Below are 22,023 nucleotides of genomic sequence, written 5' to 3'. Positions count from 1 at the left end.
TCGACTCTCGTTCGACTATCCTTCGACAATCGTTCGACCATCGTTCGACTACGATATTGGTTAATATAATATCAATAAAAAAGACCACCCGGTAAGGTGGTCTTTTTCTTTATGCATTGTGCTGATGATTAAAGGTGATTCTCCAGCGCGGTATCATATTTCACTTTCCACCCGGAAACAGCGCCCCAGTCTTCGCCATCCACTACCATGTTCTCCCCTTTCACGGTACCGATCTTCTCATACCGAACGGAATGGTCGGAAGCATCCACCAGGCCGTGCAGCAGGGCTTCAAACTTCTCTTTGTCCACCGGGCTCACGCTCACTACCACGCGGCTTTGTGATTCGCCGAACAGGTAAGCATCTTTACGGAACTGTTTGTTCGTAGCCACGTCGAAACCAAGGCCACGTACCATGGAGCTTTCCAGCAGGGTGGTGAACAGGCCGCCTTCGCTTACGTCGTGCGCGGACTGGATAAGTCCCGCGCTGATCAGTTTGGCGACAGCCTGCTGCAGCTGCAGCTCTTCTTCCAGGTTAAAATGGGGGGCGGGGCTGAATTCCACGCCGATCAGCTTGTGGAGGTATTCTGAGCTGCTGATATCATTGTAGCTGCGGCCAACCAGGTAAATGAGGTCACCGGCCTGTTTGAAATCGAGGGTCATGCGCTGGTCCATGCTGTCCAGCACACCGAGCATACCGATGGTGGGGGTAGGATATACCGGGCCGTCGGGGCTCTGGTTGTAGAAGCTTACGTTACCGCCGGTCACCGGGGTGTTGAACTTACGGCAGGCTTCACCCATGCCTTGTACAGCGTGTACGAACTGGTAATATACTTCCGGGTCGTAGGGGTTACCGAAGTTCAGGCAGTTGGTGATCGCCACCGGTTCGCCGCCGCTGCACACGATGTTGCGTGCTGCTTCGGCTACCGCGATCTGCCCGCCGGTATGGGGATCCGCGTGAACGTAGCGGCTGTTGCAGTCCGTGGTTACGGCCAGCGCTTTGCGGGTTCCTTTTACGACTACGATAGACGCGTCGCTGGGGGCGTTGGTGCTCGCGTTTGCAGTGCCTACCATGCTGTCGTACTGGGTATATACCCAGCGTTTCGAAGCGATGTTCGGCAGCTGCGCGATCTTTTCCGCTACTGTTTTAGGTTTGGTGATATCCGGGATGTTGTGGATATCGTATTGTTTGATCTTTTCGAAATATTTCGGTTCTACGTAAGCGCGGTGATACTGGGGAGCGCCGCCACCCAGCACGAGGCTCTCCGCGGGCACTTCCGCTTCCAGCGCGCCGTTCATATAGAAACGCAGGACGGGCTCTTTGGTCACGTCACCGATCTGTACGCAGTGGAGGTCCCATTTGTCGAAGATGTCCAGCACTTCTTTTTCACGGCCTTTGTGGATCACGATGAGCATACGCTCCTGGCTTTCGGAAAGCAGCATTTCCCAGCCTTTCATGTTCTGCTGGCGGGTGGGCACTTTATCCAGGTGGATATTCATGCCGTGTTCGCCTTTTGCGCTCATTTCGGCGGTGGAGCAGGTGATACCGGCAGCGCCCATATCCTGCATGCCTACCAGGGCACCGGTTTTCACCACTTCCAGGCAGGCTTCGAGGAGTTTCTTTTCCTGGAAGGGATCGCCTACCTGAACAGCCGGGAGATCTTTCGCGCTTTCCTCGGTAATATCAGCGGAAGCGAAGGAAGCGCCGCCGATACCGTCTTTGCCGGTAGCGGAGCCTACGATAAATACGGGGTTGCCCGGACCGTAAGAGGTGGCGGACACCATGGTGCCTACTTTCAGCACGCCCACGCTCATGGCGTTCACAAGGGGGTTGGTGCCGTAGCAGTCTTCAAAATATACTTCACCGCCCACGGTGGGTACGCCAAAGCAGTTGCCATAATGGCCGATGCCGTCTACCACACCTTTCAGGAGATGCTGATTTTTTTTGTCGTTGACATTACCAAAACGCAGGGAGTTGAGGGCTGCGATGGGGCGTGCGCCCATGGTAAAGATGTCGCGGTGGATGCCGCCTACCCCTGTGGCCGCTCCCTGGAAGGGCTCCAGTGCGGAGGGGTGGTTGTGGGACTCGATCTTAAATACACAGGCCCATCCATCACCAATATCCACGAGGCCGGCGTTTTCCTCACCGGCTTTCACCAGCAGCCTGCCGCCTTCACGGGGGAGGCTTTTCAGCCACACGATAGAGTTTTTATAGCTGCAATGCTCGCTCCACATAACGGAGTACATGCTCAGTTCTGTGAAATTCGGAGTGCGGCCCAGGATGGATTTTATGCGTTCAAATTCGTCTGCTGTAAGTCCTAACTGTTCGGCGGTTTCTACTGTGGTTTGCATGAATTGATGAAGATTTAAAAAGAAGATGCAAAACTACATAGATTTCCGGCAATTGACAACAAAGAGAGTTTATACGGTTATATGCATTATATTATTTTTAATATATCAGTTTCAGGGGAGCGAGATGCCAAATATTTGGCCAAAAATTAAAAATATAGCGTTTTTAGACGAGAAATGCAATTTTTTGATCAAAAAGTGGAAAACAACTTGCATTTTAACCCAAAGAGGCGTTCTTTTGTACTAAAATTTTTCACATCATGCAATCGTTACGCTTTCAAGCGCTGGAGAATCTTACCGGCGTTGACTTCAAAGTAAAGCCCGAACTGAATGGCAAGATTACAGACTTGTTCGGCAGCAATGTTTTTACCGGCAAAGCAATGCGGGAAAACCTGAGTGATGAGGCTTACAAGAGCCTGATGAACTCTATTAAAGGTGGTAACAAGATCGAGCGTAAGATGGCCGATCAGATAGCTTCCGGTTTGAAACAATGGGCAATGAAGAAAGGTGTGACCCACTATACCCATTGGTTCCAGCCCCTTACCGGCACTACCGCTGAAAAACATGACTCCTTCTTCACTATTAAAGGTGACGGCACCAGCATCGAAACCTTCGACGGCGACGCACTGGTACAACAGGAGCCCGATGCTTCCAGCTTCCCTAACGGCGGTATCCGCGCTACTTTCGAAGCACGCGGCTACACAGCATGGGATCCCTCTTCTCCTGCTTTCATCATCGAGCAGGGCGTGGGTAAAACCCTTTGCATCCCTACCATCTTCGTGGCTTACACCGGCGAATCCCTTGACTACAAGGCTCCCCTGCTGAAAGCACTGTCCGCCCTGGACAAAGCTGCGGTAGACGTATGCAACTATTTCGACAAAAACGTAACCAAAGTAACTGCTACCCTTGGTTGGGAACAGGAGTACTTTATGATAGACGAAGGTCTGGCTAACGCCCGCCCTGACCTGGTGCTTGCAGGCCGTACCGTTGTAGGTCACGCTCCCGCAAAAGGCCAGCAGCTGGAAGACCACTACTTCGGCGCCATTCCTGAGCGTGTATACGCTTACATGCGCGATTTCGAAGAGGAATCTTACAAACTGGGTATTCCTTTAAGGACCCGTCACAACGAGGTGGCTCCCGCTCAGTTCGAGTGCGCTCCCATCTTCGAAGAAGTGAACATCGCTGTGGATCACAACTCCCTGCTGATGGACGTGATGAGCAAAGTGGCCAAACGCCATAAACTGAGAGTACTGCTCCACGAAAAACCTTTCGCAGGCATCAACGGTTCAGGTAAACACAACAACTGGTCCCTCGCTACCGATACCGGCGTGAACCTGCTGGCTCCCGGTAAAACACCGAAGACCAACCTGATGTTCCTCACTTTCTTTGTGAACACCATCAAGGCTGTGCATGATTATGCAGACCTGCTGCGTGCTTCCATCGCCACCCCGAGCAACGACTTCCGCCTTGGCGCAAACGAAGCTCCCCCCGCAATTATCTCCGTATTCACCGGCAAATACCTCTATGAAGTACTCCAGGAAGTAAAAAGCCGCGTAAATAACAAATTCGACGAACAGGACGAAGCTATCCTGAAACTGGACCTGCACCGCCACATTCCGGAACTGCTGCTGGACAATACCGACCGTAACCGTACTTCTCCGTTCGCCTTCACCGGCAACAAGTTCGAGTTCCGCGCCGTGGGTTCTTCCGCAAACTGCGCTTCCGCTATGACCGTGCTGAACACCATCATGGCCAAGACCCTGGCTGACTTCAAAAAAGAAGTGGACAGCCTGATCGAAAAAGGCGAGAAAAAAGAAATCGCGATCATGCAGACCCTGCGCAAATACATCGTTGAATCTGAGAAGGTACTCTTCGAAGGCGACGGTTACAGCGAAGACTGGGCTAAAGAAGCCGAAAAACGCGGCCTGCAGAACGTAAAAACCACTCCTAAAGCACTGGACGCGTTCGTTACTAAAAAATCCACCGACCTCTTCGTAGGCACCGGCGTTTACAACGAAAAAGAACTGCATGCACGTCACGAGATCCTCCTGGAAGATTACGTGAAAAAAGTGCAGATCGAAGCACGCGTAATAGGCGACCTGGCTACCAACCACGTATTGCCCGCAGCTATCAAGTATCAGAATGAGCTGCTGATCAATATCAAAGGTTTGAAAGATGCCGGTTTTGGTGATGACGCTTCCAAAGCGCAACGCCAGATTGCAACGAAAATATCTGAACACATAAATGTCATCAGTGAGAATGTACAGGCGATGATCGAGGCCCGTAAAGTGGTTAACAAGCTGGAAGACAGCCGTCAGAAAGCGATCGATTACTGTGAGAAAATCAAAGAACCTTACTTTGATGTGATCCGGTACCACTCCGACAAACTGGAGTTCCTGGTTGATGACAAAATCTGGGGTCTCCCCAAATACAGAGAGCTGCTTTTCTTGCGATAAAAACCGTAAGATTGTTTTGGTGTATGATGGCCCCCGGTATTCACCGGGGGTTCTTTTTAAATTACCCTACGAAATATTTCCTATTTACGAAATATTCGTATATTGTGCTCATTAAAACTCTTTATATGTTGAAATCCATCAGTACCCTAGCCGTTTGCCTTGGTTCCCTGTTATGTTCCGCCCAGCAGAAAGCCCCGGCCCCGCTGGAATTAAAGAATGATTCCCTTACCATCATCGGGCAGTACGATCATTACAACCATCAGCCTAAAGATGAGTTCGTATTGACTGTTTTTGACTGGACCAGCTCCTATCAGAAAAAATACGCCACTCCCATTGACCCTTCCGGGAAGTTCAGCCTCACGGTTCCCTTTCCCACTGCCGGTGAACTATACCTCGACTGGGGCCGCATTTCCGAAATGACCATCGGCCTGCCGGGTGAAACCATAAGGCTGTACGCAGATCTGGACGATTACAAAAGACCCGCGGACTTCACGGATAAAAGCCGTGAAGAATGGTTTTCCCGCAAAACCAAAACCCGTTTTGACGGCGCTAACGCCGGCTTCCATACCAGCGTAAGGCTGTTCAAACGTGAGCTCACAAGGCGCACGAGCCGTGAACAGTCGGAATGGCGCAATACCATTACATCAGACCTGGTTTACAGGGACAGTGTGATGCTCAAACTAAAAAACGACCTTCGTTTCCTGGATGAATATGCCCAAAACCATCCCATGGAGCCACGGGCCAAACAATACCTGGCGGCAGATCTCCGCTGCGAAGCGACCAGCGGCCTTTCGCAGTATTCCTATAATCTCCGGGAACAGAAAAAAGATGCTTTCAGCCCCGACTACATGGAAACGCTTGATTCTATAAGAACCCTTGTGCAATCCGCCGGCTATTACAGCGGCGATTACATGACTATGCTCCGGGATCTGAAATCTTACGCCTACACCGTGGCATCAGGCGTTAAAAGCCGTAATACGGATTCCGTCTTCCAGCTGTTGGTAACAAACCCCGCGGAAAAGGAAATAACGTACACCTGGGACGTGAACAGGACACTGGAAACCTCCATGCCACTGGAGCCCTCAGCTATCGAAACATTTGAGGGCAAAGTAAAGAACCCTTTCCTCCGTGCGGCAATAATGGCCAAAAACAATGCGCTGCTGAAACTTGCACAGGATGACAGTATGCTTAAAGATACCCGCCTGGTAACTTCCATGCCCGAATTCACAACGGCGGAAGAAATGCTGGCGCACATCGCCGGTCAGTACAAAGGAAAAGTGATCTATATGGATATCTGGGGCACCTGGTGCGCACCCTGCCGGGATCAGATGAATTACGTACCCGCCCTCAAACAACGCCTGAAAGGGAAAGATGTAGTATTTGTATATCTCGCCAACAACTCCGTGGAAAAAGCCTGGAAAGGCGCCATCAAACAGCATAAACTGGTGGGTGACAATGTTGTTCACTACAACCTCCCGCGCGAACAGCAGGGTATTCTTGAAAAAAAGTATCTGTATGGGGGCTGGCCTACGTATATAATCATAGACAAAGAAGGAAAATACGTGACTAACCAGGCTCCCCGGCCCAGCCAGCCGGATGAAGCCGTAAAAGCGATCACAGACCTCCTGTAAAGCCTGATTAAACTTTCGGCCTCCGGGACAGTCTATTATGCAAATCGTTTAAAATGAAGCAAACCTTATTGTTGATTTTCCTGGCATTGGCCGTACATACCGGTTACGCGCAGGATTCGGTGAAAACGAAGATGAAAGTGAGGCCCAATGCGGACCTTAAACTGAGCGACAAACAATCACTGGCGTTACAGGATATCAATAAATCCTACATGCAAAGCACGCAGGACATCAGGAAAAATAAAAGCCTGAGCAAAGAGGACCAGAAAACAAAGCTGGACGCCCTGCAAGCCGAGCGCAGCGGTAAGATCAAAGAGGTGCTGGATGCGGAACAATATGCCAAATGGCAGCAGAACCGCGAGCAGATGATGGCCAAAGCCGATCGTTACAAACACAGATCCGGCAAAAAAGGTAAAAGTCCCCGCGAAGTGCCCGCGAAAGAACTGGGCTTTACAGACAGCCAGGTCGAAGAACTGAAAGCCATCAACAAGGAATATATGGCCAAGGGGATGGCACTCAGGGGTCTTGATAAAGATGAAAAAAAGACCAAAATGAAGGCCCTGAAGGACGAAAGGCAGCAGAAGATCAAAACAGCCCTGGGAGACGAGAATTATGGCAAATATGAAACCTGGGAGAAAGAAAGGATGAAAGGAATGAAAGAAGGTATGAAAGACAGGAAGAAAAAAGCGCCTGCCGCCGAGAATCTTTGATGAACTGAACTGGTGCCGCCCAATGGTTCAGGCGGCATGCTTTTCATCAGCATACAATACGTGATATTTTTATTTTGAAAAGGTTTTAAGGTTTAAAATTACAGGCTGCCCCCGGGTGGCCTGTTTTTTGTTATGTACAGAACGTGCCGGCTGTTACCGGGCATTTTCATCCAGCAACCCGCGCTGTAACGGCGCATACCGGCCCGCAATGGGTGACATCCGACAAAAAAGGCTCCTGCAAACGCAGAAGCCTTTTTTAGTATCGGGAAAACTGCTGTTACTGCAGTTTAAAACCTTCGGTGAATTTGGTGGTGAAGTTTCCCTTCCTGAAGTTCTCGTCCTGCATCAGCTGCTGGTGGAACGGAATAGTTGTTTTCACGCCTTCGATCACGAACTCGCTCAGTGCTCTTTCCATGGTGTTGATGGCTTCTTCACGCGTCTGCGCTACGGCGATCACTTTGGAAACCATGGAATCGTAATAAGGAGGGATCACGTAACCGGCATAGATGTGCGAATCCACCCTTACGCCGTGGCCGCCCGGTGTATGCAGCACCGTGATCTTACCCGGGGAAGGACGGAAGTCGTTATATGGGTCCTCCGCGTTGATGCGGCACTCGATGGCGTGCATCTGCGGGGTGTAATTTTTTCCGGAAATAGGAATGCCCGCAGCAATCTTGATCTGTTCCTTGATCAGGTCAAAGTTGATCACTTCTTCGGTCACGCCGTGCTCCACCTGGATACGGGTGTTCATTTCCATGAAGTAAAAATTGCGGTGTTTGTCCACCAGGAACTCGATGGTGCCCACGCTCTCGTAGTTGATGGCGCTGGCGGCCTTGATGGCAGCTTCGCCCATCTTCTCACGCAGTTCGGGCGTCATAAAGGGAGAAGGTGATTCTTCCACCAGTTTCTGGTGACGGCGCTGGATGGAGCAGTCACGCTCGCTGAGGTGGCACACTTTGCCATATTGGTCGCCGGCAATCTGTATCTCGATGTGACGGGGCTCTTCCACGAATTTTTCCATGTAGATGCCATCGTTGCTGAAAGCCGCTTTGGCTTCAGTTTTGGCCATGGTATATGCGTTCTCGATCTCGCTTTCGTCCCATACCACGCGCATGCCTTTACCGCCGCCGCCGGCGGTGGCTTTCATGATCACGGGGAGGCCCATCTCTTTTGCAATGATCTTAGCCTGTTCCACGCTTTCCAGCAGGCCTTCGGAGCCCGGGATAACGGGTACGCCCGCGGCGATCATGGTTTCTTTGGCCGTCATCTTATCTCCCATTTTCCGGATCATTTCCGGGGTGGGGCCGATGAACTTGATACCATGCTCGCCGCAGATCTCCGCGAAGCGGGCATTTTCAGCGAGAAAGCCGTATCCCGGGTGGATGGCGTCGGCATTGGTGATCTCGGCTGCGGCCATGAGGTGCGGTATATTCAGGTAAGAGTCGCTGCTCTGTGGTTTTCCAATACACACGGCTTCATCGGCAAACCTGACGTGCAGGCTGTCTTTATCAGCGGTTGAATACACTGCCACTGTTTTGATCCCCATCTCTTTACAGGTACGGATGATCCGCAGGGCAATCTCGCCACGGTTGGCGATGAGTATCTTTTTGAACATGTTTTTCTTATAGGTTAAAAATCGAAAAAAGGAAAAGGTTGCAAGCAACCTTACAACCTTCCACCGCTATTAAAGAGTTACGGTTCTACCAGGAACAGGGGCTGATCGTATTCCACGGGGGATGCGTCGTCCACCAGCACTTTCACGATCTTTCCGCCTACTTCGCTCTCGATTTCATTAAACAGTTTCATGGCTTCAATAATGCAAACCACTTTTCCAGGTGCTACATCGTCGCCCACGCTTACAAATGCCGCTTTATCGGGGCCGGCGCTGCGGTAGAAAGTACCGATCATGGGGGATTTGATAGTGACGAGGTTGGTATTTACAGGCGCGGCAGCGGCAGCAGGAGCAGCGGCGGCAGGCGCAGGAGCGGCAGCGGGCTGGGGAGCCATTGCCACGGGTTGAACCGCCGTTACCGCCGGTACTGTTACGATCTGCTGTACTTCGCTTTCCTTTTGCTTTATTGTAATCTTAAACTGGTCCTGTTCAATGCTCAGTTCGCTGATGTTTGATTTGTTGATCATTTTAATCAGCTCCTGAATCTGTTTAAAGTCCATGTAGACAGTTTTTGGTTTTTAGTAATTGCTGGTTCGCTAATGAAAGAAATGTAAGTAATATGGTTATTCTTTTACTCTCTCGATATATTCACCTGTCTTGGTGTTTACGCGGATCAGTTCGCCCTCGTTTACGAACAGGGGAACCATCACGGTAGCGCCGCCCTCTACAGTTGCAGGTTTCAGGGTGCGGGTAGCTGTATCGCCCTTCATACCGGGCTCGGAATAAGTTACTTTCAGCACAATTTTATCAGGCAGCTCAACGCCCATCGGCAGTTCAGTTTCTGTATTGATGGAAATAGCCACTTCATCGCCGTCTTTCAGGAATTGCGGTGCATCCACCAGCGTTTCCGCTACAATGATCTGCTCAAAGGTCTCTTTGTCCATGAAGTTATATCCGCTATCGTCCTTATAAAGGAACTGAAATGGTTTTTTCTCTACGCGCACCGGGTAAATGGTATCGCCTGAGTTCCAGGTATGCTCGATGGAACGGCTATTGTCAACGCCCTTCAATTTTGCCCATACTTTTGCAGCTGCACGGGCGGTTTTGTTCTGACCAAACTCTACAACAGAATACAAGCTGTTATCCAGCTTAATGATTAATCCTGTTCTGATATCTGCGGTGGTAGCCATAAAAGGTCACTGATTTAAAGTTAAAAATTTACATTAGGATTGCAAAAGTAAAAATTTTCGCATATGAACAAACAAAACTTACCGGAATTCCCACAAAAGCGGTATAGTTTTGGTGCAACATACACGATCTGTATATCACTTTATTAATTAAAAAATATGAATATGAGAAGATGGCTCTGCTTGTTTTTACTCCTTCCTGCATTGCTCAAAGCCCAATCCAATACGAACGATCCGGCAAATATCCCGCCTTTTAAGCAATATTCCATCATTTCACCCTTGCCAATGTTGCTTTACAGCGGCCAGAGCTTTACCAAGAACGATCTTCCCAAAAATAAACCTGTTCTCGTATTCGTGTTCAGCGTGGAATGTGATCATTGTGCTCACATGACGCAGGACATCCTGAAGAACATCGATAAGTTCGGCAAAACCACGCTCCTCATGGTAACGCCCTTCAGGCTGGACCGGATGAAGACCTGGTACGATGAATATCACATCGGGAAATACCCGAATATCATCATGGCAGCCGAACCCACACGCCAGATACTGGCTTATTACGACCTGAAAAATTTCCCCGGCTGCTATACCTACAACAAAAAACACAAATTCCAGGCAGGGTACGAAGGTACCGTTAAACTGGACACATTGTTAAAGCACTTGTAAATTTTCCCGGCAGCGGTAACGGATCGGGAAAATTTAGCAGATTCCGCCGAAATTAACGATCCGATACCCTATTTTTGTTTCCCAAATAATTCTTCACCTTTTTAAAATACTCAGATACGATGAAAGTTACTGTTGTAGGAGCTGGAAATGTGGGCGCAACCTGCGCTAACGTGCTGGCCCACAGAGATTTTCTGCAGGAGGTAGTTTTGCTTGACATCAAGGAAGGCACCGCAGAAGGAAAGGCCCTGGATACCTGGCAGCAAGCCCCCATTGATTATTACAGCACGAAAGTGACAGGCGTAACCAATGACTACACTAAAACCGCCAACAGCGATGTGGTGGTGATCACTTCCGGCCTGCCACGCAAACCTGGTATGAGCCGCGACGATCTGATCTCTACTAACGCCAATATCGTTAAATCTGTTACCGAGAACGTTACCAAATATTCTCCCGATGCCATTATCATCGTGGTTTCCAACCCCCTTGATGTAATGACATACTGCGCTTACCTCACTGCCAAAAAAGACAGCAGCAAGGTATTCGGCATGGCAGGTATCCTGGATACCGCCCGCTACCGCGCTTTCCTGGCAGATGAGATCGGATGCTCCCCCAAAGACATCCAGGCTATCCTGATGGGCGGCCACGGCGATACCATGGTACCCCTCCCCCGCTACACCACCGTAGCAGGCATCCCTGTTACCGAACTGGTAGCCGCGGACAAACTGGAAGCGATCATCCAGCGCACCAAAGTGGGCGGCGGTGAGATCGTGAACCTGCTGGGCACTTCCGCATGGTACGCTCCCGGCGCTGCTGCGGCACAGATGGTGGAAGCCATCGTGAAAGACGAAAAACGTATCTTCCCCGTTTGCGCATGGCTCACCGGCGAATACGGCCTGAAAGACATTTACCTCGGCGTACCCGTGGTGCTGGGCAAAACCGGCATCGAAAAGATCATCGAGCTGGACCTGAACGGCGAAGAAAAAGCACTGCTGGAAACTTCCGCCAAACACGTGAAGGAAGTGATGGACGTGCTGGACAACATGAAAACACCTGCTTAATTTACAGGCAGTTCCAATTTATAAGAGCATCCGCCTTCCGGCGGGTGCTTTTTGTTTTTCCGGGTTAACCAGCCGTTTGCTGTTATAACAGCCGATATTCGTAACTTTGACCCGACAGAGGGCCTATCAGATTGTGAACCATATTTTTAGAAAGGAATAGAACTGTTATACGTGTCATCCCAAAAGCCATATCATGAAAAAGCTACTGTTTGCCTTGCTGCTGTACAGCCCGCTTTTAGCCGGCGCGCAGGCGGCCACATGGAAGGTTGACCGGGATCATTCTTCAGTGGCTTTCTCCGTTACGCACCTCGTGATCTCAGAAGTAGAGGGCAACTTTAAAAATTTTGAAGGGGAACTGAAAGCCGCCAAACCGGACTTTTCAGATGCCACGATCACTTTCAGCGTAGATGTATTCAGTATCAGCACAGGCAACGATCCAAGAGATAACCATTTGAAATCCAATGACTTTCTGAATGCGGAAAAATACCCGAAAATGACCTTCAAAAGCACGTCCTTCACCCGGATCACCGAAGGAAAGTACCTGCTGGAGGGAGACCTGACTATAAGAGATGTAACCAAAAGCGTGAAATTCAACGTTACCTACGGGGGAACAGCCAAAGACCCGGCAAACAAGCTGCGGGCAGGCTTCAAAGCGAACACTTATATCAACCGGTTCGACTACAACCTCAAATGGGATAAAATGACCGAAGCCGGCGGCATGGTGGTGGACAAAATGGTCAATATTGAACTTAAACTTGAACTCATCAAACAATAACACATACAGGATGAAAGCGTTAGCAATTACGTTTTATATCCCCTTATCAATTAAATTGCGTAATATTTTTTGCCGCATATGTCCAATATCGAAAAATTGATAGCCAATAAAAGTTTTACCAGTGAACACCATAAAAGCCTAGTCAGTTTGATTTTTGTGGGGAACTGGATCATTTCGAAGCAACAGACGTTTTTCAAAAAGTATGATATCACCATGCAGCAGTTCAATATACTGCGCATCCTTCGCGGTCAGCATCCAAAATCCGCCAGCATCAATACGCTGAAGGAAAGGATGCTGGATAAAATGAGCGATGTGAGCCGCCTGGTGGAACGGTTAAGAAAAGCGGAGTTGGTAGAACGCAAAAGCTGCGAGGCGGACCGCCGGGCAGTGGACGTGAAAATCTCCCCCAAAGGCCTGCAGCTGCTGAAAGTGATCGATGAAGAGATCTACGCGCTGGAAGACATGTTAAAAAACTCCCTGACGGACAAGGAAGTGGTGCAGCTGAACAAGCTGCTGGACAAGATGCTGAGCGCTTACCCGTAAATGCGTGGAGGTTTATGCCTCCTCCACGTAGTCCAGGTCCTTCCCAAATGTTTCTTCCATGGTGAAAGCAAATGCAAAAGCCAGTACGATACAGAGGATACCGGTAGCAAGGCCGCTTTGCAGGTAAGTGAGGCCGGCGCTTTGCAGGCCGCCGAAGACCAGGGAAATCACCGGCAGCATCCCTCTCGCATAGTTCGGTACAGTAGTAGCCGCCGTAGCCCTGAGGTTCGTGCCGAACTGTTCCGCGGCCACCGTTACAAATATCGCCCAGAAGCCCACACTGAAGCCCATGATCCCGCAGATGGTATAGAACCCGCTTACCGTGTAGCCATATGCATTGAAGTACCAGATCACACTGATCAGTACGAGCGTATAAAAGATATACAATACTTTTTTACGGCTTTTCATCAGCTGGCTGATATAGCCGCTCGCCAGGTCGCCAAAGGTGAGCGCGGCATAACAGATCATGATCGCTTTTCCCGGATCAATTTTTCCCTGCACGCCCATCTTTTCAGCAAAAGCATTGGAGAAGGTCATGAGGATGCCTACCACATACCAGGTGGGGATACCGATCATGATGCATTTGAGATACCGGAAAAACCTTTCTTTATTGGTGAAAAAAGCGAAATAGTTGCCCCTGCTCACGCTGCTGGATGCTTTGAGGTTATTGTACATTCCGGATTCCACCACGCTGATGCGGAGGATGAGCAGGGCCAGGCCAAGCCCGCCGCCAATATAATAACAGATCCGCCAGTTGTCCCCGAAATATTCCGATACAAAATAAGCCGCCACTGCTCCGGAAATACCCACACTCGCCACGATCATCGTGCCCAGTCCACGTTTTTCCTTCGGCAGCACTTCGGATACCAGGGTGATGCCTGCGCCCAGCTCTCCCGCCAGGCCAAGGCCCGCCACAAAACGCCAGATCATATACCACATGATGGCATTGTCCCCGCCTATCATCCCGTTTGCCACATTGGCCACGGAATACAGCAGGATGGAGCCGAACAGTACGGACAAACGGCCTCTTTTATCGCCCAGGATGCCCCAGATGATCCCGCCTATCAGCATACCCACCATCTGGATATTGATCAGCCACATGCCCACACGGTCTATCTCTTCGCCGGTCAGGTTCAGGGATTGCAGGCTTTTGATACGGATAATTCCAAAAAGAAGGAGGTCGTAAATATCTACGAAGTAACCCAGGGAAGCTACGATCACTGCGGCGTTCAGCAGCCGGACCGGTTTGTTGGCGGAATTCATATAGGACGTGAATTTATTAAGGTTGATATACAGAACTTCCCTAAAAAGGAAAGAGACGCAAATTAGTTGCGTCTCTTTAAATATCAAAACAATTTATGATTTTATTTCTTCTTTAACTGGCGGTTGCTCAATCGGGTTCCCAAATTCGTCGAAATGACTGTGGATGGGCGACTTCCCGAAAATGAACTTAATGGCCACCGGCAGGGTCGTGATCACTATAATAATAATGATGATCCATTCCAGGTGTTCTTTCAGGTTGGGGAAGGCTTTATCCAGGTAATGGCCTGCGAGCATCATGGAAAACACCCAGCAGAAGGAGCCTATCACGTTCCAGAACATAAATTTCTTCCTTTCCATGTTCACAATACCGGCCACGATCGGCGCAAAGGTACGCACTACGGGCAGGAAGCGGGAAATGAAGATAGCGCCTCCGCCATATTTATCATAAAACTCCTTGGCCTGCCAGAGGTGTTTCTTTTTAAAAAGGAAGGTGTCTTTTCTTTTAAATAAAAGGGGGCCGGATTTTTTCCCGAACCAGTATCCCACCATATTCCCGATCACGCCGGTTACGGCGATCATGGTCATGATCACTACAAAAGGAACATTAAAGAAGTGATCGCTTAACTCCTGCCCATAAATACCCGCCACAAAAAGCAGGGAATCTCCGGGCAAAAAGAATCCTACAAAAAGGCCGGTTTCTGCAAACACGATCCCTAAGATCAGATACAATCCGCCATGCGCAATAATCCACTTCGGGTCTATCAGGTGCTTAAAAAATTCAATAATCTGATCCATGCTGATGATTAATATATAGTTAGAGCGGCTAAAAATAAGCTTTTTAATGTCAACAGTAAGTTAATATTTACCCGAGATAGGCCCTAGGCTTTCGTTTCAGCGGGCAGCTTCTGGAAGTCCACTTCCCCTTCCCATTTCCCGATCACCGCGGTGGCCAGGCAGTTGCCGATCACATTCACGGAGGTACGGGCCATGTCCATCAGTTCGTCTATACCAAGAATGAGGAATACCGGCCAGGCGGGCAGGTGGAAAGACGCGATGGTACCAAGGATAATTACCAGGGTGGCACGGGGAACGCCCGCAACGCCTTTACTGGTGAGCATCAGGGTAAATACCATAATGATCTGCTGGCCCACGCTAAGCGGTGTGCCGGCCGCCTGTGCTACAAACACGGAGGCAAGGGCGAGGTATAAGGTTGAGCCGTCCAGGTTAAAACTATACCCGGTGGGCATTACAAACGCGATCACTTTACGGGGCACGCCCATTCTTTCCATGGCTTCCATGGCTTTGGGAAGGGCGGATTCCGAACTGGTAGTGGCAAAGGCGATGGACACAGGCTCGGAAATTTCCCGGATGAACCGGCCGATGGGCAGCTTGATGATCAGCGCCACGGGCACGAATACGACCAGGATAAATACCGCCAGCGCAACATATAATGTAACGAGAAGCTGCAAAAGATTACCCAGGATGGATAGCCCTCCATGCCCCACCGTATAGGCGATAGCGGCACCAACCCCTATCGGGGCGAAATACATGACGATGTTCGTGAACTTGAACATCACTTCGGACAAACTCTCGCAGAAACCGAGCATCGGCCCGCGGAACTTCTCTTTCACCAGCAGCAGCGATATACCGAAGATCACGCTGAATACCACGATGGGCAGTATCTCGCCATGGTAAACGGATTTCGCGATATTCTCCGGGAATACGTGCAGCACTACATCCTGCCAGGTCTGCGGTTTGGTCTCAGGGAGTTTTTCGTGCACGGCTTCAGGTGGCATTTTGATGCCGGCGCCCGCCTGGCTGATATTGATCGCCGCAAGGCCTATAAATAATGCAATGGTGGTAACGATCTCAAAATATACCAGGGACTTCCAGCCCATGCGGCCTACCTGCTTTATATCGGAGTGGCCGGCGATGCCCACCACCAGCGTGGCGAACAGGAGTGGCGCGATCACTGTCTTGATCAGTTGAAGGAAAACCTTGCTCAGCACCTGGAAATTCACGGCAATGGCTGGGTAATCGTGCCCCAGCTCCGCGCCTATCACCATACTTACCAGTATCCAGGTGGTGAGGGATTTTTTGGTGACGGCAAACCAGATCACGGTGGCCACGGCTATCCAGCGGAACACCATCAGTACAACGGGGGAAATTGTCAGCCAATCCAGGTGGTCCAGCGTATGAAGGCCTGCAACGATAGTAAAAGTGATCAACGCAATAAGGGCTGCCAGTTTCTTGTTCATTGAGAGAGGTGATTTAGTTTTTGTTGGACATGAGGAACCAGCCCTGGCCCCCCACGGGTAAAAAATTGTCCAAAAATAAGGTTATAGTCGCAAAGTTCACACAAATGTTGACAGACGGCCGCAACCCCTTGAGCAGCCGGGCCTTAGCCCTTAAAGCGGGCACCAGTAAAATAAAATACTGCTTTATGATTTTAGATACTATATTTGACGATCTGTTAAAAAAAATCTAAACAAGCTAGTATCAACCACAACATCATCGTATGAGTAGACTCTTTGTCAAAAAGCCCATCGGCCAGTTGATGGCTGAAGCCAACGAAAATGAAAAGGGCTTAAAAAGATCTCTATCCGCTGCCAACCTAGTTGCTTTGGGAATTGGCGCCATCATAGGCGCCGGATTATTTTCTTTAACCGGTCTTGCTGCTGCTAACAATGCAGGCCCCGCCGTTACGCTTTCATTCGTGATCGGTGCGATAGGCTGTGCTTTCGCAGGACTTTGTTACGCGGAATTTGCTTCCATGATCCCTATTGCCGGAAGTGCCTACACTTATTCCTACGCTACCATGGGAGAGTTTCTCGCCTGGATCATCGGCTGGGACCTTGTGCTGGAGTACGCCCTTGGCGCGGCTACCGTATCTATCAGCTGGAGCCAGTACCTGGTGAAGTTCCTTCACTCCATGAACATTCACCTGCCAGCCCAGTTCACCTGTTCGCCGTTTGAAACGGTCACACTCACGGATGGTTCCGTAGTGAATGGTTTTATGAACTTCCCCGCCGTACTGATCATTGTATTCCTGTCCCTCGTGCTGATCCGCGGCACCAAAGAATCTGCCTTTATGAACGGATTGCTGGTAGCGCTGAAAGTAGCCGTGGTACTGGTTTTCATTGCAGTAGGCTGGAGCCACGTAAACCCTGCGAACTACGATCCTTATATTCCTGCTAACACCGGCGCTTTCGGCCACTTCGGTATTTCCGGCGTGTTCCGCGGTGCTGCTGTGGTATTCTTCGCTTTCATCGGTTTCGATGCTGTGTCCACCGCGGCGCAGGAAGCCAAGAACCCGAAGAAGGATATGCCTATCGGCATCCTTGGTTCGCTGGCCGTTTGTACCATTCTTTATGTGCTGTTCGCGCACGTAATGACCGGTCTGGCAAACTACACCGAATTTAAAGACAGCGCTGCTCCCGTGGCAATCGCTATCGCCAAAACGCCTTACCACTGGCTGCAGCAGGCTATCATCCTCGCCATCCTGGCAGGTTATACCTCTGTGATCCTGGTGATGCTCATGGGCCAGAGCCGCGTGTTCTATTCCATGTCCCTGGACGGTCTGCTGCCGAAAGTTTTCTCACAGGTACACGCTAAATACCGTACCCCCTACAAATCCAACCTGCTGTTCATGTTGTTCGTGAGCCTGTTTGCCGCATTTGTACCGGTAAGGATCGTGGGTGAAATGGTAAGCATCGGTACCCTCTTCGCTTTCGTGCTGGTATGTATCGGCGTGATCGTGATGAGAAAAACCAACCCGGAAATCCCGAGAGCTTTTAAAGTGCCTTTAGTTCCGGTGCTGCCTATCATCGGCATCGTGATATGTATCGCACTGATGGCTTCCCTGCCGCTGGACACCTGGATCCGCCTGGCAGTATGGATGGGCATCGGCATGTTGGTATATTTTACCTACAGCAAAAACAAAAGTAAACTGGGGAACAATTTATAAATTCCCCTCATATCATACTCAATCCCGCCGGTCATCCGGCGGGATTTTTGTTTCAGGGGCAGGGAAATGCCCGGAATTTAATATTTTTGCACCCGTCTTTGGGGTATAGCCTCAGAAGGTATAACTACAACATTTTATGGGACGTATTTTTGAAGTAAGAAAACATACCATGTTTGCCCGCTGGGACCGCATGGCCAAACAGTTTACCCGGATCGGTAAAGAAATTGCAATTGCGGTAAAGAACGGCGGACCTGACCCTGAGAATAACCCCGCGCTGCGCCGCTGCTACCAGAACGCCAAAGGTGTGAACATGCCGAAGGACCGTGTGGAAGCCGCGATCAAACGCGCAATGGGTAAGGATAAAACGGATTATGAGGAAGTAGTGTACGAAGGATATGCACCGCATGGCATTGCCGTAATGGTGGAAACCGCAACGGACAATACCACCCGTACCGTTGCAAACGTGCGTATGCACTTCAATAAACTGGGCGGCAGCTTTGGGAACAGCGGCTCCGTTGCGTTTATGTTCAACCGTATCGGTGAGTTCAAAATAAAAAATGAAGGCCAGAACCTGGAAGATCTTGAGCTGGAGCTGATCGACTTTGGCCTGGAAGAGATCGGGGAAGACAGCGAAGGCAATATCATCATCCGCGCTTCTTTCACCGAATTCGGCAATATGGCGAAAGCGCTGGAAGAAAAAGGGCTGAACGTGATCACCGCGGAGCTGAAACGCATTCCCGCAAATACGGTGGAACTGAACGAAGAACAGGCAAAAGAAGTATTGGAGCTGGTTGACCGCCTGGAGCAGGATGACGACGTACAGCAGGTGTTCCACAATCTGAGATAATCAATTTTTTATACCAGAAAAGGCCGGAGAGCATTGCTTTCCGGCCTTTTTTATGGAGATCTTTGGATTATCCACCCTCACGTCACTACATTCACCGGCTTCCCTTCCCGGAACGCTTTTATATTCGACACCACCTTGTCCATCAGCCGGCTGCGGGCTTCTTTACTGGCCCAGGCAATATGCGGGGTGATCACACAGTTTTTTGCGGAAAGCAAGGGGTTGTCATCTGCTGGTGGCTCCACTGTGAGCACGTCCAGCCCTGCGCCTGCGATAGTACCATTGTTCAGCGCCTCCACCAGGTGATCTTCCCGGATGAGCGGGCCGCGGCTGGTATTGATGAGGAACGCCGACGGTTTCATCGTCGCCAGCAGTTCCGTATTTACAAACCCTTTATTCTCAGCGTTCAGCGGGCAGTGCAGCGATACCACATCCGCTTCCTGAAAACAAGTGGACTGGTCCTTAAAAGTCACGCCCTCCATCCTGTCCCTTTCCGGGTGTTTATGGCTCGCGATCACACGCATACCAAAGGCCATGGCAATCCTGGCCACGGCCTTCCCTATCTGTCCAAAACCAATAATAGCAAGAGTTTTATCCTGTAGTTCTGTCAACGGCATTTTCCAGTAGCTGAAATCCTGCGAACCGGCCCATTCGCCTTTATGTACGCTGGTCGAATGCCGGCCCGCGCCCTGGCAAAGCTCCAGGAGCAACGCGAAAGTAAGCTGCGCCACAGATGCAGTGCTATATGCCGGAACATTGGCCACGGTAAGGTTCCTTGCCGATGCCGCCTGGATGTCCACCACATTATATCCCGTGGCCATCACGCCGATATATTGCAGATCGCTGAGTGCATTGATCGTATCCGCATTGATGATCGCTTTGTTGGTGAGTACAACGTTGGCCCCTTTGGCGCGTTCGGCCACTTGCTCCGGCGGCGTCCTGTCAAATATCTTTACGTTGCCCAGAGCCCGAAGTGCCTCCCAGCTGAGGTCTCCCGGGTTGAGCGTATAACCGTCCAATACTACAATGTTCATGGGAACAGGAAATGGTGAAGGGATAAAAATAAACAATTCCGGGAATGGAAGGTAACAATCGGCAGAACCAGCAGAGATGCATAGCAGTATTTACGGCTGTCTTAAGCTTTTCACATACCCGGCGAGAACAGTCAGTTCCTCTTCTGTGAATTTCCTGTTGAAAGATGGCATCACACCTTTCCCCTGGCGTATCTGCCGGATAATAGCCGGGATTTCCAGCCCGCTGAGTTTCAGGTTTTTGGCACCGAACATCCCCCTGGTGCCGTCGCTCCCATGGCATTGTTTACAATTCTTTTTATAGAGCACGTCTCCGGCCCCGGCTGGTTGGTCTGCACGGTTTTTAAAGCTGCTGCCTGTTATGATAGTCATGCCGGCGAGGAGCGCGAGGAAGATGATAACGAAGTGGCGATTGTATTTCATAGCGGTGTCTTTTTTTGATTTGATATAACAAAGAAAAGACAGCAGCGGCCCGGGAAATAGAACAAAACCGACAACCGGGAAAGGCGATTCGTTATTGCGCAATAAAAAATTCACCATAGTGAAACTGCCCGGGCGGATCATGGGTGCGCAATGTATGCTGTTCCATGTGCCGGGGGATGGTTCTACGATAATAATATTAAGTAATACCGGAACCACAAGCCTGGATGACTTCGGGGCACAAATAGCCAAAAAATTTGTACGATGAGGGGTTAATGGAAAGGCAATGCAGGGAACCCTGCGTCCTCCTGCGATGGCTGGTTGTTAGCCGGTGAATAATAGACCACCGGAAGTACACAGGGATTACCTGCATCAGAAAACTTACCGCAACAGGTTAACGCGTTGGAAAGTATTATTGACCCGGTCGATCACGAAGTTGCCAAACACCGAACGGTAAGTGCCGTAGCACAGTTTGCCGTTCAATTCCAGGTTATGTTCCCTGCCGAGCGGGTGCGTGCCTTCAATGAGCCTAATGAATTTCATTCTTTGGAGCTGCCCGCCGCATTTACATTTAAGTTCAGAAAGCTTCTTATGAGAATGCACAATAGTGCTGCACCTGATACATCTGGCTTCCATAATTCAGTTACATTTATTTTGGTTGCATTTTTACCCTCAGATGTCTGCATGTATGCATATAAACGGATTACCAAACACACGCTCATGCTTGAAAAATAGCTAAAGTGGAGAAAAAATGCTTCGGAGTAATGAGGTAAAAAAACCTGGACTTGTTTTTTCTGACTTTCCGCCAGCAATCAAAGGATGATGGTTAAACAATTTTTAAAAACCAAGTCCCCGGTTTCCGAACTAATAATAGTTATCAAAGGATGATGGTTAAGATGTCAATCTGCTTACTATGGTAAAATACACACTGTTTCAAAGGAAAAAGAAAAACTGAAGGAAGGCCGCCCCGTAGAGAACGGCCCCCGTTTTCAGCCTATTTGAACCGTCTAAGCAATTTCGTTTTTGTTAATGAATTGCAATTTATTCTTTTCCACTATCCCACGGAAGTATGACGGTACAATGAACGGGGAATGAATATAAGAAGGTAAATGAACAAACAATTTATTGATAACTAGTTTGATATGAATTAAAATGAATAACGTTTCCTTAAAAGATGCAGCTGTGCCCGGGCCACCGCCGGGTGGCGGGGATCGCAGTTCACCACCAGGAAATATCCCGCCAATCCGCTTAACAACCAATCCGCCTCCATACCCGCCGTATTACAACAATACGTCCTCCTGAAATTCAATTCCACCGGGATATGCAATGCCGCACAAGCCTGCATCGCCCGGTCCAAAGCCCCTGCCGCCTCACTCAGCCGGTAGCCCAAAGCCTCCAGCAACTCACTGGCATAAAAGACCGGCTCCATCTCACGGGCCGCCCGGTGCTGCTGTTCCAGTATTTCGTCCAGGTAATCAATTGACTGCAACATATTCGTAAGATTTTCAGGTTACTTTCATA

20 protein-coding genes are annotated in these 22,023 nt (G+C 49.8%); 9 read left to right on the top strand and 11 right to left on the bottom strand.

Annotation, left to right across the window (positions count from 1 at the left end; all coding sequences use genetic code 11):
- Nucleotides 1–128 precede the first annotated feature (128 nt).
- On the bottom strand, nt 129–2,348 hold the full coding sequence (gene purL, locus EG028_RS12235) for a phosphoribosylformylglycinamidine synthase subunit PurL (protein WP_120516872.1): 2,220 nt from the start codon (nt 2,346–2,348) through the stop codon (nt 129–131).
- Between the two features lie 257 nt (nt 2,349–2,605).
- Here purL and EG028_RS12230 point away from each other — a divergent pair, with 257 nt between their 5' ends.
- The 3 genes from EG028_RS12230 to EG028_RS12220 all read left to right on the top strand — a co-directional run bounded on the left by EG028_RS12230 (nt 2,606) and on the right by EG028_RS12220 (nt 7,139).
- A complete protein-coding gene (locus EG028_RS12230) occupies nt 2,606–4,801 on the top strand; it encodes a glutamine synthetase III family protein (RefSeq protein WP_120516874.1) in 2,196 nt (731 codons plus the stop codon).
- Between the two features lie 125 nt (nt 4,802–4,926).
- Nucleotides 4,927–6,432, top strand: a complete 1,506-nt coding sequence (locus EG028_RS12225) for a TlpA family protein disulfide reductase (protein ID WP_162946484.1) — start codon at nt 4,927–4,929, stop codon at nt 6,430–6,432.
- 53 nt (nt 6,433–6,485) lie between these two features.
- Nucleotides 6,486–7,139, top strand: coding sequence for a hypothetical protein (locus EG028_RS12220; RefSeq protein ID WP_120516876.1), 654 nt, complete (start codon nt 6,486–6,488; stop codon nt 7,137–7,139).
- Between the two features lie 277 nt (nt 7,140–7,416).
- Here the strand turns inward: EG028_RS12220 and accC are convergent, their stop codons facing one another.
- The 3 genes from accC to efp form a co-directional block, all read right to left on the bottom strand.
- On the bottom strand, nt 7,417–8,754 hold the full coding sequence (accC, locus tag EG028_RS12215) for an acetyl-CoA carboxylase biotin carboxylase subunit (RefSeq protein ID WP_120516877.1): 1,338 nt from the start codon (nt 8,752–8,754) through the stop codon (nt 7,417–7,419).
- Between the two features lie 77 nt (nt 8,755–8,831).
- Nucleotides 8,832–9,311: an acetyl-CoA carboxylase biotin carboxyl carrier protein gene (accB, locus tag EG028_RS12210; protein WP_120516878.1), complete on the bottom strand. Its 480-nt coding sequence runs from the start codon at nt 9,309–9,311 to the stop codon at nt 8,832–8,834.
- A gap of 63 nt (nt 9,312–9,374) precedes the next feature.
- Complete coding sequence (gene efp, locus EG028_RS12205; RefSeq protein ID WP_120516879.1) at nt 9,375–9,941, bottom strand: elongation factor P; 567 nt, start codon at nt 9,939–9,941, stop codon at nt 9,375–9,377.
- 162 nt (nt 9,942–10,103) lie between these two features.
- Here efp and EG028_RS12200 point away from each other — a divergent pair, with 162 nt between their 5' ends.
- From EG028_RS12200 to EG028_RS12185, 4 genes are all read left to right on the top strand, one after another.
- Nucleotides 10,104–10,601 carry a peroxiredoxin family protein gene (locus EG028_RS12200; protein ID WP_162946486.1) on the top strand — a complete coding sequence of 166 codons (498 nt, stop codon included), beginning with the start codon at nt 10,104–10,106 and terminating at the stop codon, nt 10,599–10,601.
- Nucleotides 10,602–10,720: 119 nt separating this feature from the next.
- Nucleotides 10,721–11,659, top strand: coding sequence for a malate dehydrogenase (gene mdh / locus EG028_RS12195; protein ID WP_120516881.1), 939 nt, complete (start codon nt 10,721–10,723; stop codon nt 11,657–11,659).
- A 193-nt stretch (nt 11,660–11,852) separates the two neighbouring features.
- A complete protein-coding gene (locus EG028_RS12190) occupies nt 11,853–12,434 on the top strand; it encodes a YceI family protein (protein ID WP_120516882.1) in 582 nt (193 codons plus the stop codon).
- A gap of 78 nt (nt 12,435–12,512) precedes the next feature.
- On the top strand, nt 12,513–12,977 hold the full coding sequence (locus EG028_RS12185; protein ID WP_120516883.1) for a MarR family winged helix-turn-helix transcriptional regulator: 465 nt from the start codon (nt 12,513–12,515) through the stop codon (nt 12,975–12,977).
- A gap of 12 nt (nt 12,978–12,989) precedes the next feature.
- On the opposite strand, the gene EG028_RS12180 is transcribed toward EG028_RS12185, so the two are convergent.
- The 3 genes from EG028_RS12180 to EG028_RS12170 form a co-directional block, all read right to left on the bottom strand.
- Complete coding sequence (locus EG028_RS12180; protein WP_120516884.1) at nt 12,990–14,240, bottom strand: MFS transporter; 1,251 nt, start codon at nt 14,238–14,240, stop codon at nt 12,990–12,992.
- Nucleotides 14,241–14,333: 93 nt separating this feature from the next.
- Nucleotides 14,334–15,035, bottom strand: coding sequence for a DedA family protein (locus tag EG028_RS12175; protein ID WP_120516885.1), 702 nt, complete (start codon nt 15,033–15,035; stop codon nt 14,334–14,336).
- An 83-nt stretch (nt 15,036–15,118) separates the two neighbouring features.
- On the bottom strand, nt 15,119–16,498 hold the full coding sequence (locus EG028_RS12170) for a dicarboxylate/amino acid:cation symporter (protein WP_120516886.1): 1,380 nt from the start codon (nt 16,496–16,498) through the stop codon (nt 15,119–15,121).
- Nucleotides 16,499–16,758: 260 nt separating this feature from the next.
- On the opposite strand from EG028_RS12170, the gene EG028_RS12165 reads away from it, so the two are divergent.
- Nucleotides 16,759–18,207: an amino acid permease gene (locus EG028_RS12165; protein ID WP_120516888.1), complete on the top strand. Its 1,449-nt coding sequence runs from the start codon at nt 16,759–16,761 to the stop codon at nt 18,205–18,207.
- A 136-nt stretch (nt 18,208–18,343) separates the two neighbouring features.
- Nucleotides 18,344–19,054 carry a YebC/PmpR family DNA-binding transcriptional regulator gene (locus EG028_RS12160; protein ID WP_120516889.1) on the top strand — a complete coding sequence of 237 codons (711 nt, stop codon included), beginning with the start codon at nt 18,344–18,346 and terminating at the stop codon, nt 19,052–19,054.
- Between the two features lie 77 nt (nt 19,055–19,131).
- Here the strand turns inward: EG028_RS12160 and EG028_RS12155 are convergent, their stop codons facing one another.
- From EG028_RS12155 to EG028_RS12145, 4 genes are all read right to left on the bottom strand, one after another.
- On the bottom strand, nt 19,132–20,085 hold the full coding sequence (locus EG028_RS12155) for a D-2-hydroxyacid dehydrogenase (protein WP_120516890.1): 954 nt from the start codon (nt 20,083–20,085) through the stop codon (nt 19,132–19,134).
- 90 nt (nt 20,086–20,175) lie between these two features.
- A complete protein-coding gene (locus tag EG028_RS12150) occupies nt 20,176–20,505 on the bottom strand; it encodes a c-type cytochrome (protein ID WP_162946487.1) in 330 nt (109 codons plus the stop codon).
- 378 nt (nt 20,506–20,883) lie between these two features.
- Complete coding sequence (locus tag EG028_RS27685; RefSeq protein WP_162946488.1) at nt 20,884–21,045, bottom strand: hypothetical protein; 162 nt, start codon at nt 21,043–21,045, stop codon at nt 20,884–20,886.
- A 604-nt stretch (nt 21,046–21,649) separates the two neighbouring features.
- Nucleotides 21,650–21,994: a hypothetical protein gene (locus tag EG028_RS12145; protein WP_120516892.1), complete on the bottom strand. Its 345-nt coding sequence runs from the start codon at nt 21,992–21,994 to the stop codon at nt 21,650–21,652.
- Nucleotides 21,995–22,023: the final 29 nt, after the last annotated feature.

This window comes from Chitinophaga barathri (assembly GCF_003807585.1).
GTDB classification, from domain to species: Bacteria; Bacteroidota; Bacteroidia; order Chitinophagales; family Chitinophagaceae; genus Chitinophaga; species Chitinophaga barathri.
Note: the sequence above shows the minus strand (reverse complement) of the source record. Positions and strands in the feature narration are given on the sequence as shown.

What these genes read in the sequence shown, in the direction of transcription:
- EG028_RS27685 (WP_162946488.1), bottom strand. Translation starts at nt 21,045, where the DNA reads ATGAAATTCATTAGGCTCATTGAAGGCACGCACCCGCTCGGCAGGGAA.
- EG028_RS12225 (WP_162946484.1), top strand. Translation starts at nt 4,927, where the DNA reads ATGTTGAAATCCATCAGTACCCTAGCCGTTTGCCTTGGTTCCCTGTTA.
- EG028_RS12170 (WP_120516886.1), bottom strand. Translation starts at nt 16,498, where the DNA reads ATGAACAAGAAACTGGCAGCCCTTATTGCGTTGATCACTTTTACTATC.
- purL (WP_120516872.1), bottom strand. Translation starts at nt 2,348, where the DNA reads ATGCAAACCACAGTAGAAACCGCCGAACAGTTAGGACTTACAGCAGAC.
- EG028_RS12185 (WP_120516883.1), top strand. Translation starts at nt 12,513, where the DNA reads ATGTCCAATATCGAAAAATTGATAGCCAATAAAAGTTTTACCAGTGAA.
- EG028_RS12155 (WP_120516890.1), bottom strand. Translation starts at nt 20,085, where the DNA reads ATGAACATTGTAGTATTGGACGGTTATACGCTCAACCCGGGAGACCTC.
- accC (WP_120516877.1), bottom strand. Translation starts at nt 8,754, where the DNA reads ATGTTCAAAAAGATACTCATCGCCAACCGTGGCGAGATTGCCCTGCGG.
- accB (WP_120516878.1), bottom strand. Translation starts at nt 9,311, where the DNA reads ATGGACTTTAAACAGATTCAGGAGCTGATTAAAATGATCAACAAATCA.
- EG028_RS12160 (WP_120516889.1), top strand. Translation starts at nt 18,344, where the DNA reads ATGGGACGTATTTTTGAAGTAAGAAAACATACCATGTTTGCCCGCTGG.
- EG028_RS12145 (WP_120516892.1), bottom strand. Translation starts at nt 21,994, where the DNA reads ATGTTGCAGTCAATTGATTACCTGGACGAAATACTGGAACAGCAGCAC.
- EG028_RS12150 (WP_162946487.1), bottom strand. Translation starts at nt 20,505, where the DNA reads ATGAAATACAATCGCCACTTCGTTATCATCTTCCTCGCGCTCCTCGCC.
- EG028_RS12220 (WP_120516876.1), top strand. Translation starts at nt 6,486, where the DNA reads ATGAAGCAAACCTTATTGTTGATTTTCCTGGCATTGGCCGTACATACC.
- EG028_RS12190 (WP_120516882.1), top strand. Translation starts at nt 11,853, where the DNA reads ATGAAAAAGCTACTGTTTGCCTTGCTGCTGTACAGCCCGCTTTTAGCC.
- EG028_RS12230 (WP_120516874.1), top strand. Translation starts at nt 2,606, where the DNA reads ATGCAATCGTTACGCTTTCAAGCGCTGGAGAATCTTACCGGCGTTGAC.
- EG028_RS12180 (WP_120516884.1), bottom strand. Translation starts at nt 14,240, where the DNA reads ATGAATTCCGCCAACAAACCGGTCCGGCTGCTGAACGCCGCAGTGATC.
- EG028_RS12200 (WP_162946486.1), top strand. Translation starts at nt 10,104, where the DNA reads ATGAGAAGATGGCTCTGCTTGTTTTTACTCCTTCCTGCATTGCTCAAA.
- EG028_RS12175 (WP_120516885.1), bottom strand. Translation starts at nt 15,035, where the DNA reads ATGGATCAGATTATTGAATTTTTTAAGCACCTGATAGACCCGAAGTGG.
- EG028_RS12165 (WP_120516888.1), top strand. Translation starts at nt 16,759, where the DNA reads ATGAGTAGACTCTTTGTCAAAAAGCCCATCGGCCAGTTGATGGCTGAA.
- mdh (WP_120516881.1), top strand. Translation starts at nt 10,721, where the DNA reads ATGAAAGTTACTGTTGTAGGAGCTGGAAATGTGGGCGCAACCTGCGCT.
- efp (WP_120516879.1), bottom strand. Translation starts at nt 9,941, where the DNA reads ATGGCTACCACCGCAGATATCAGAACAGGATTAATCATTAAGCTGGAT.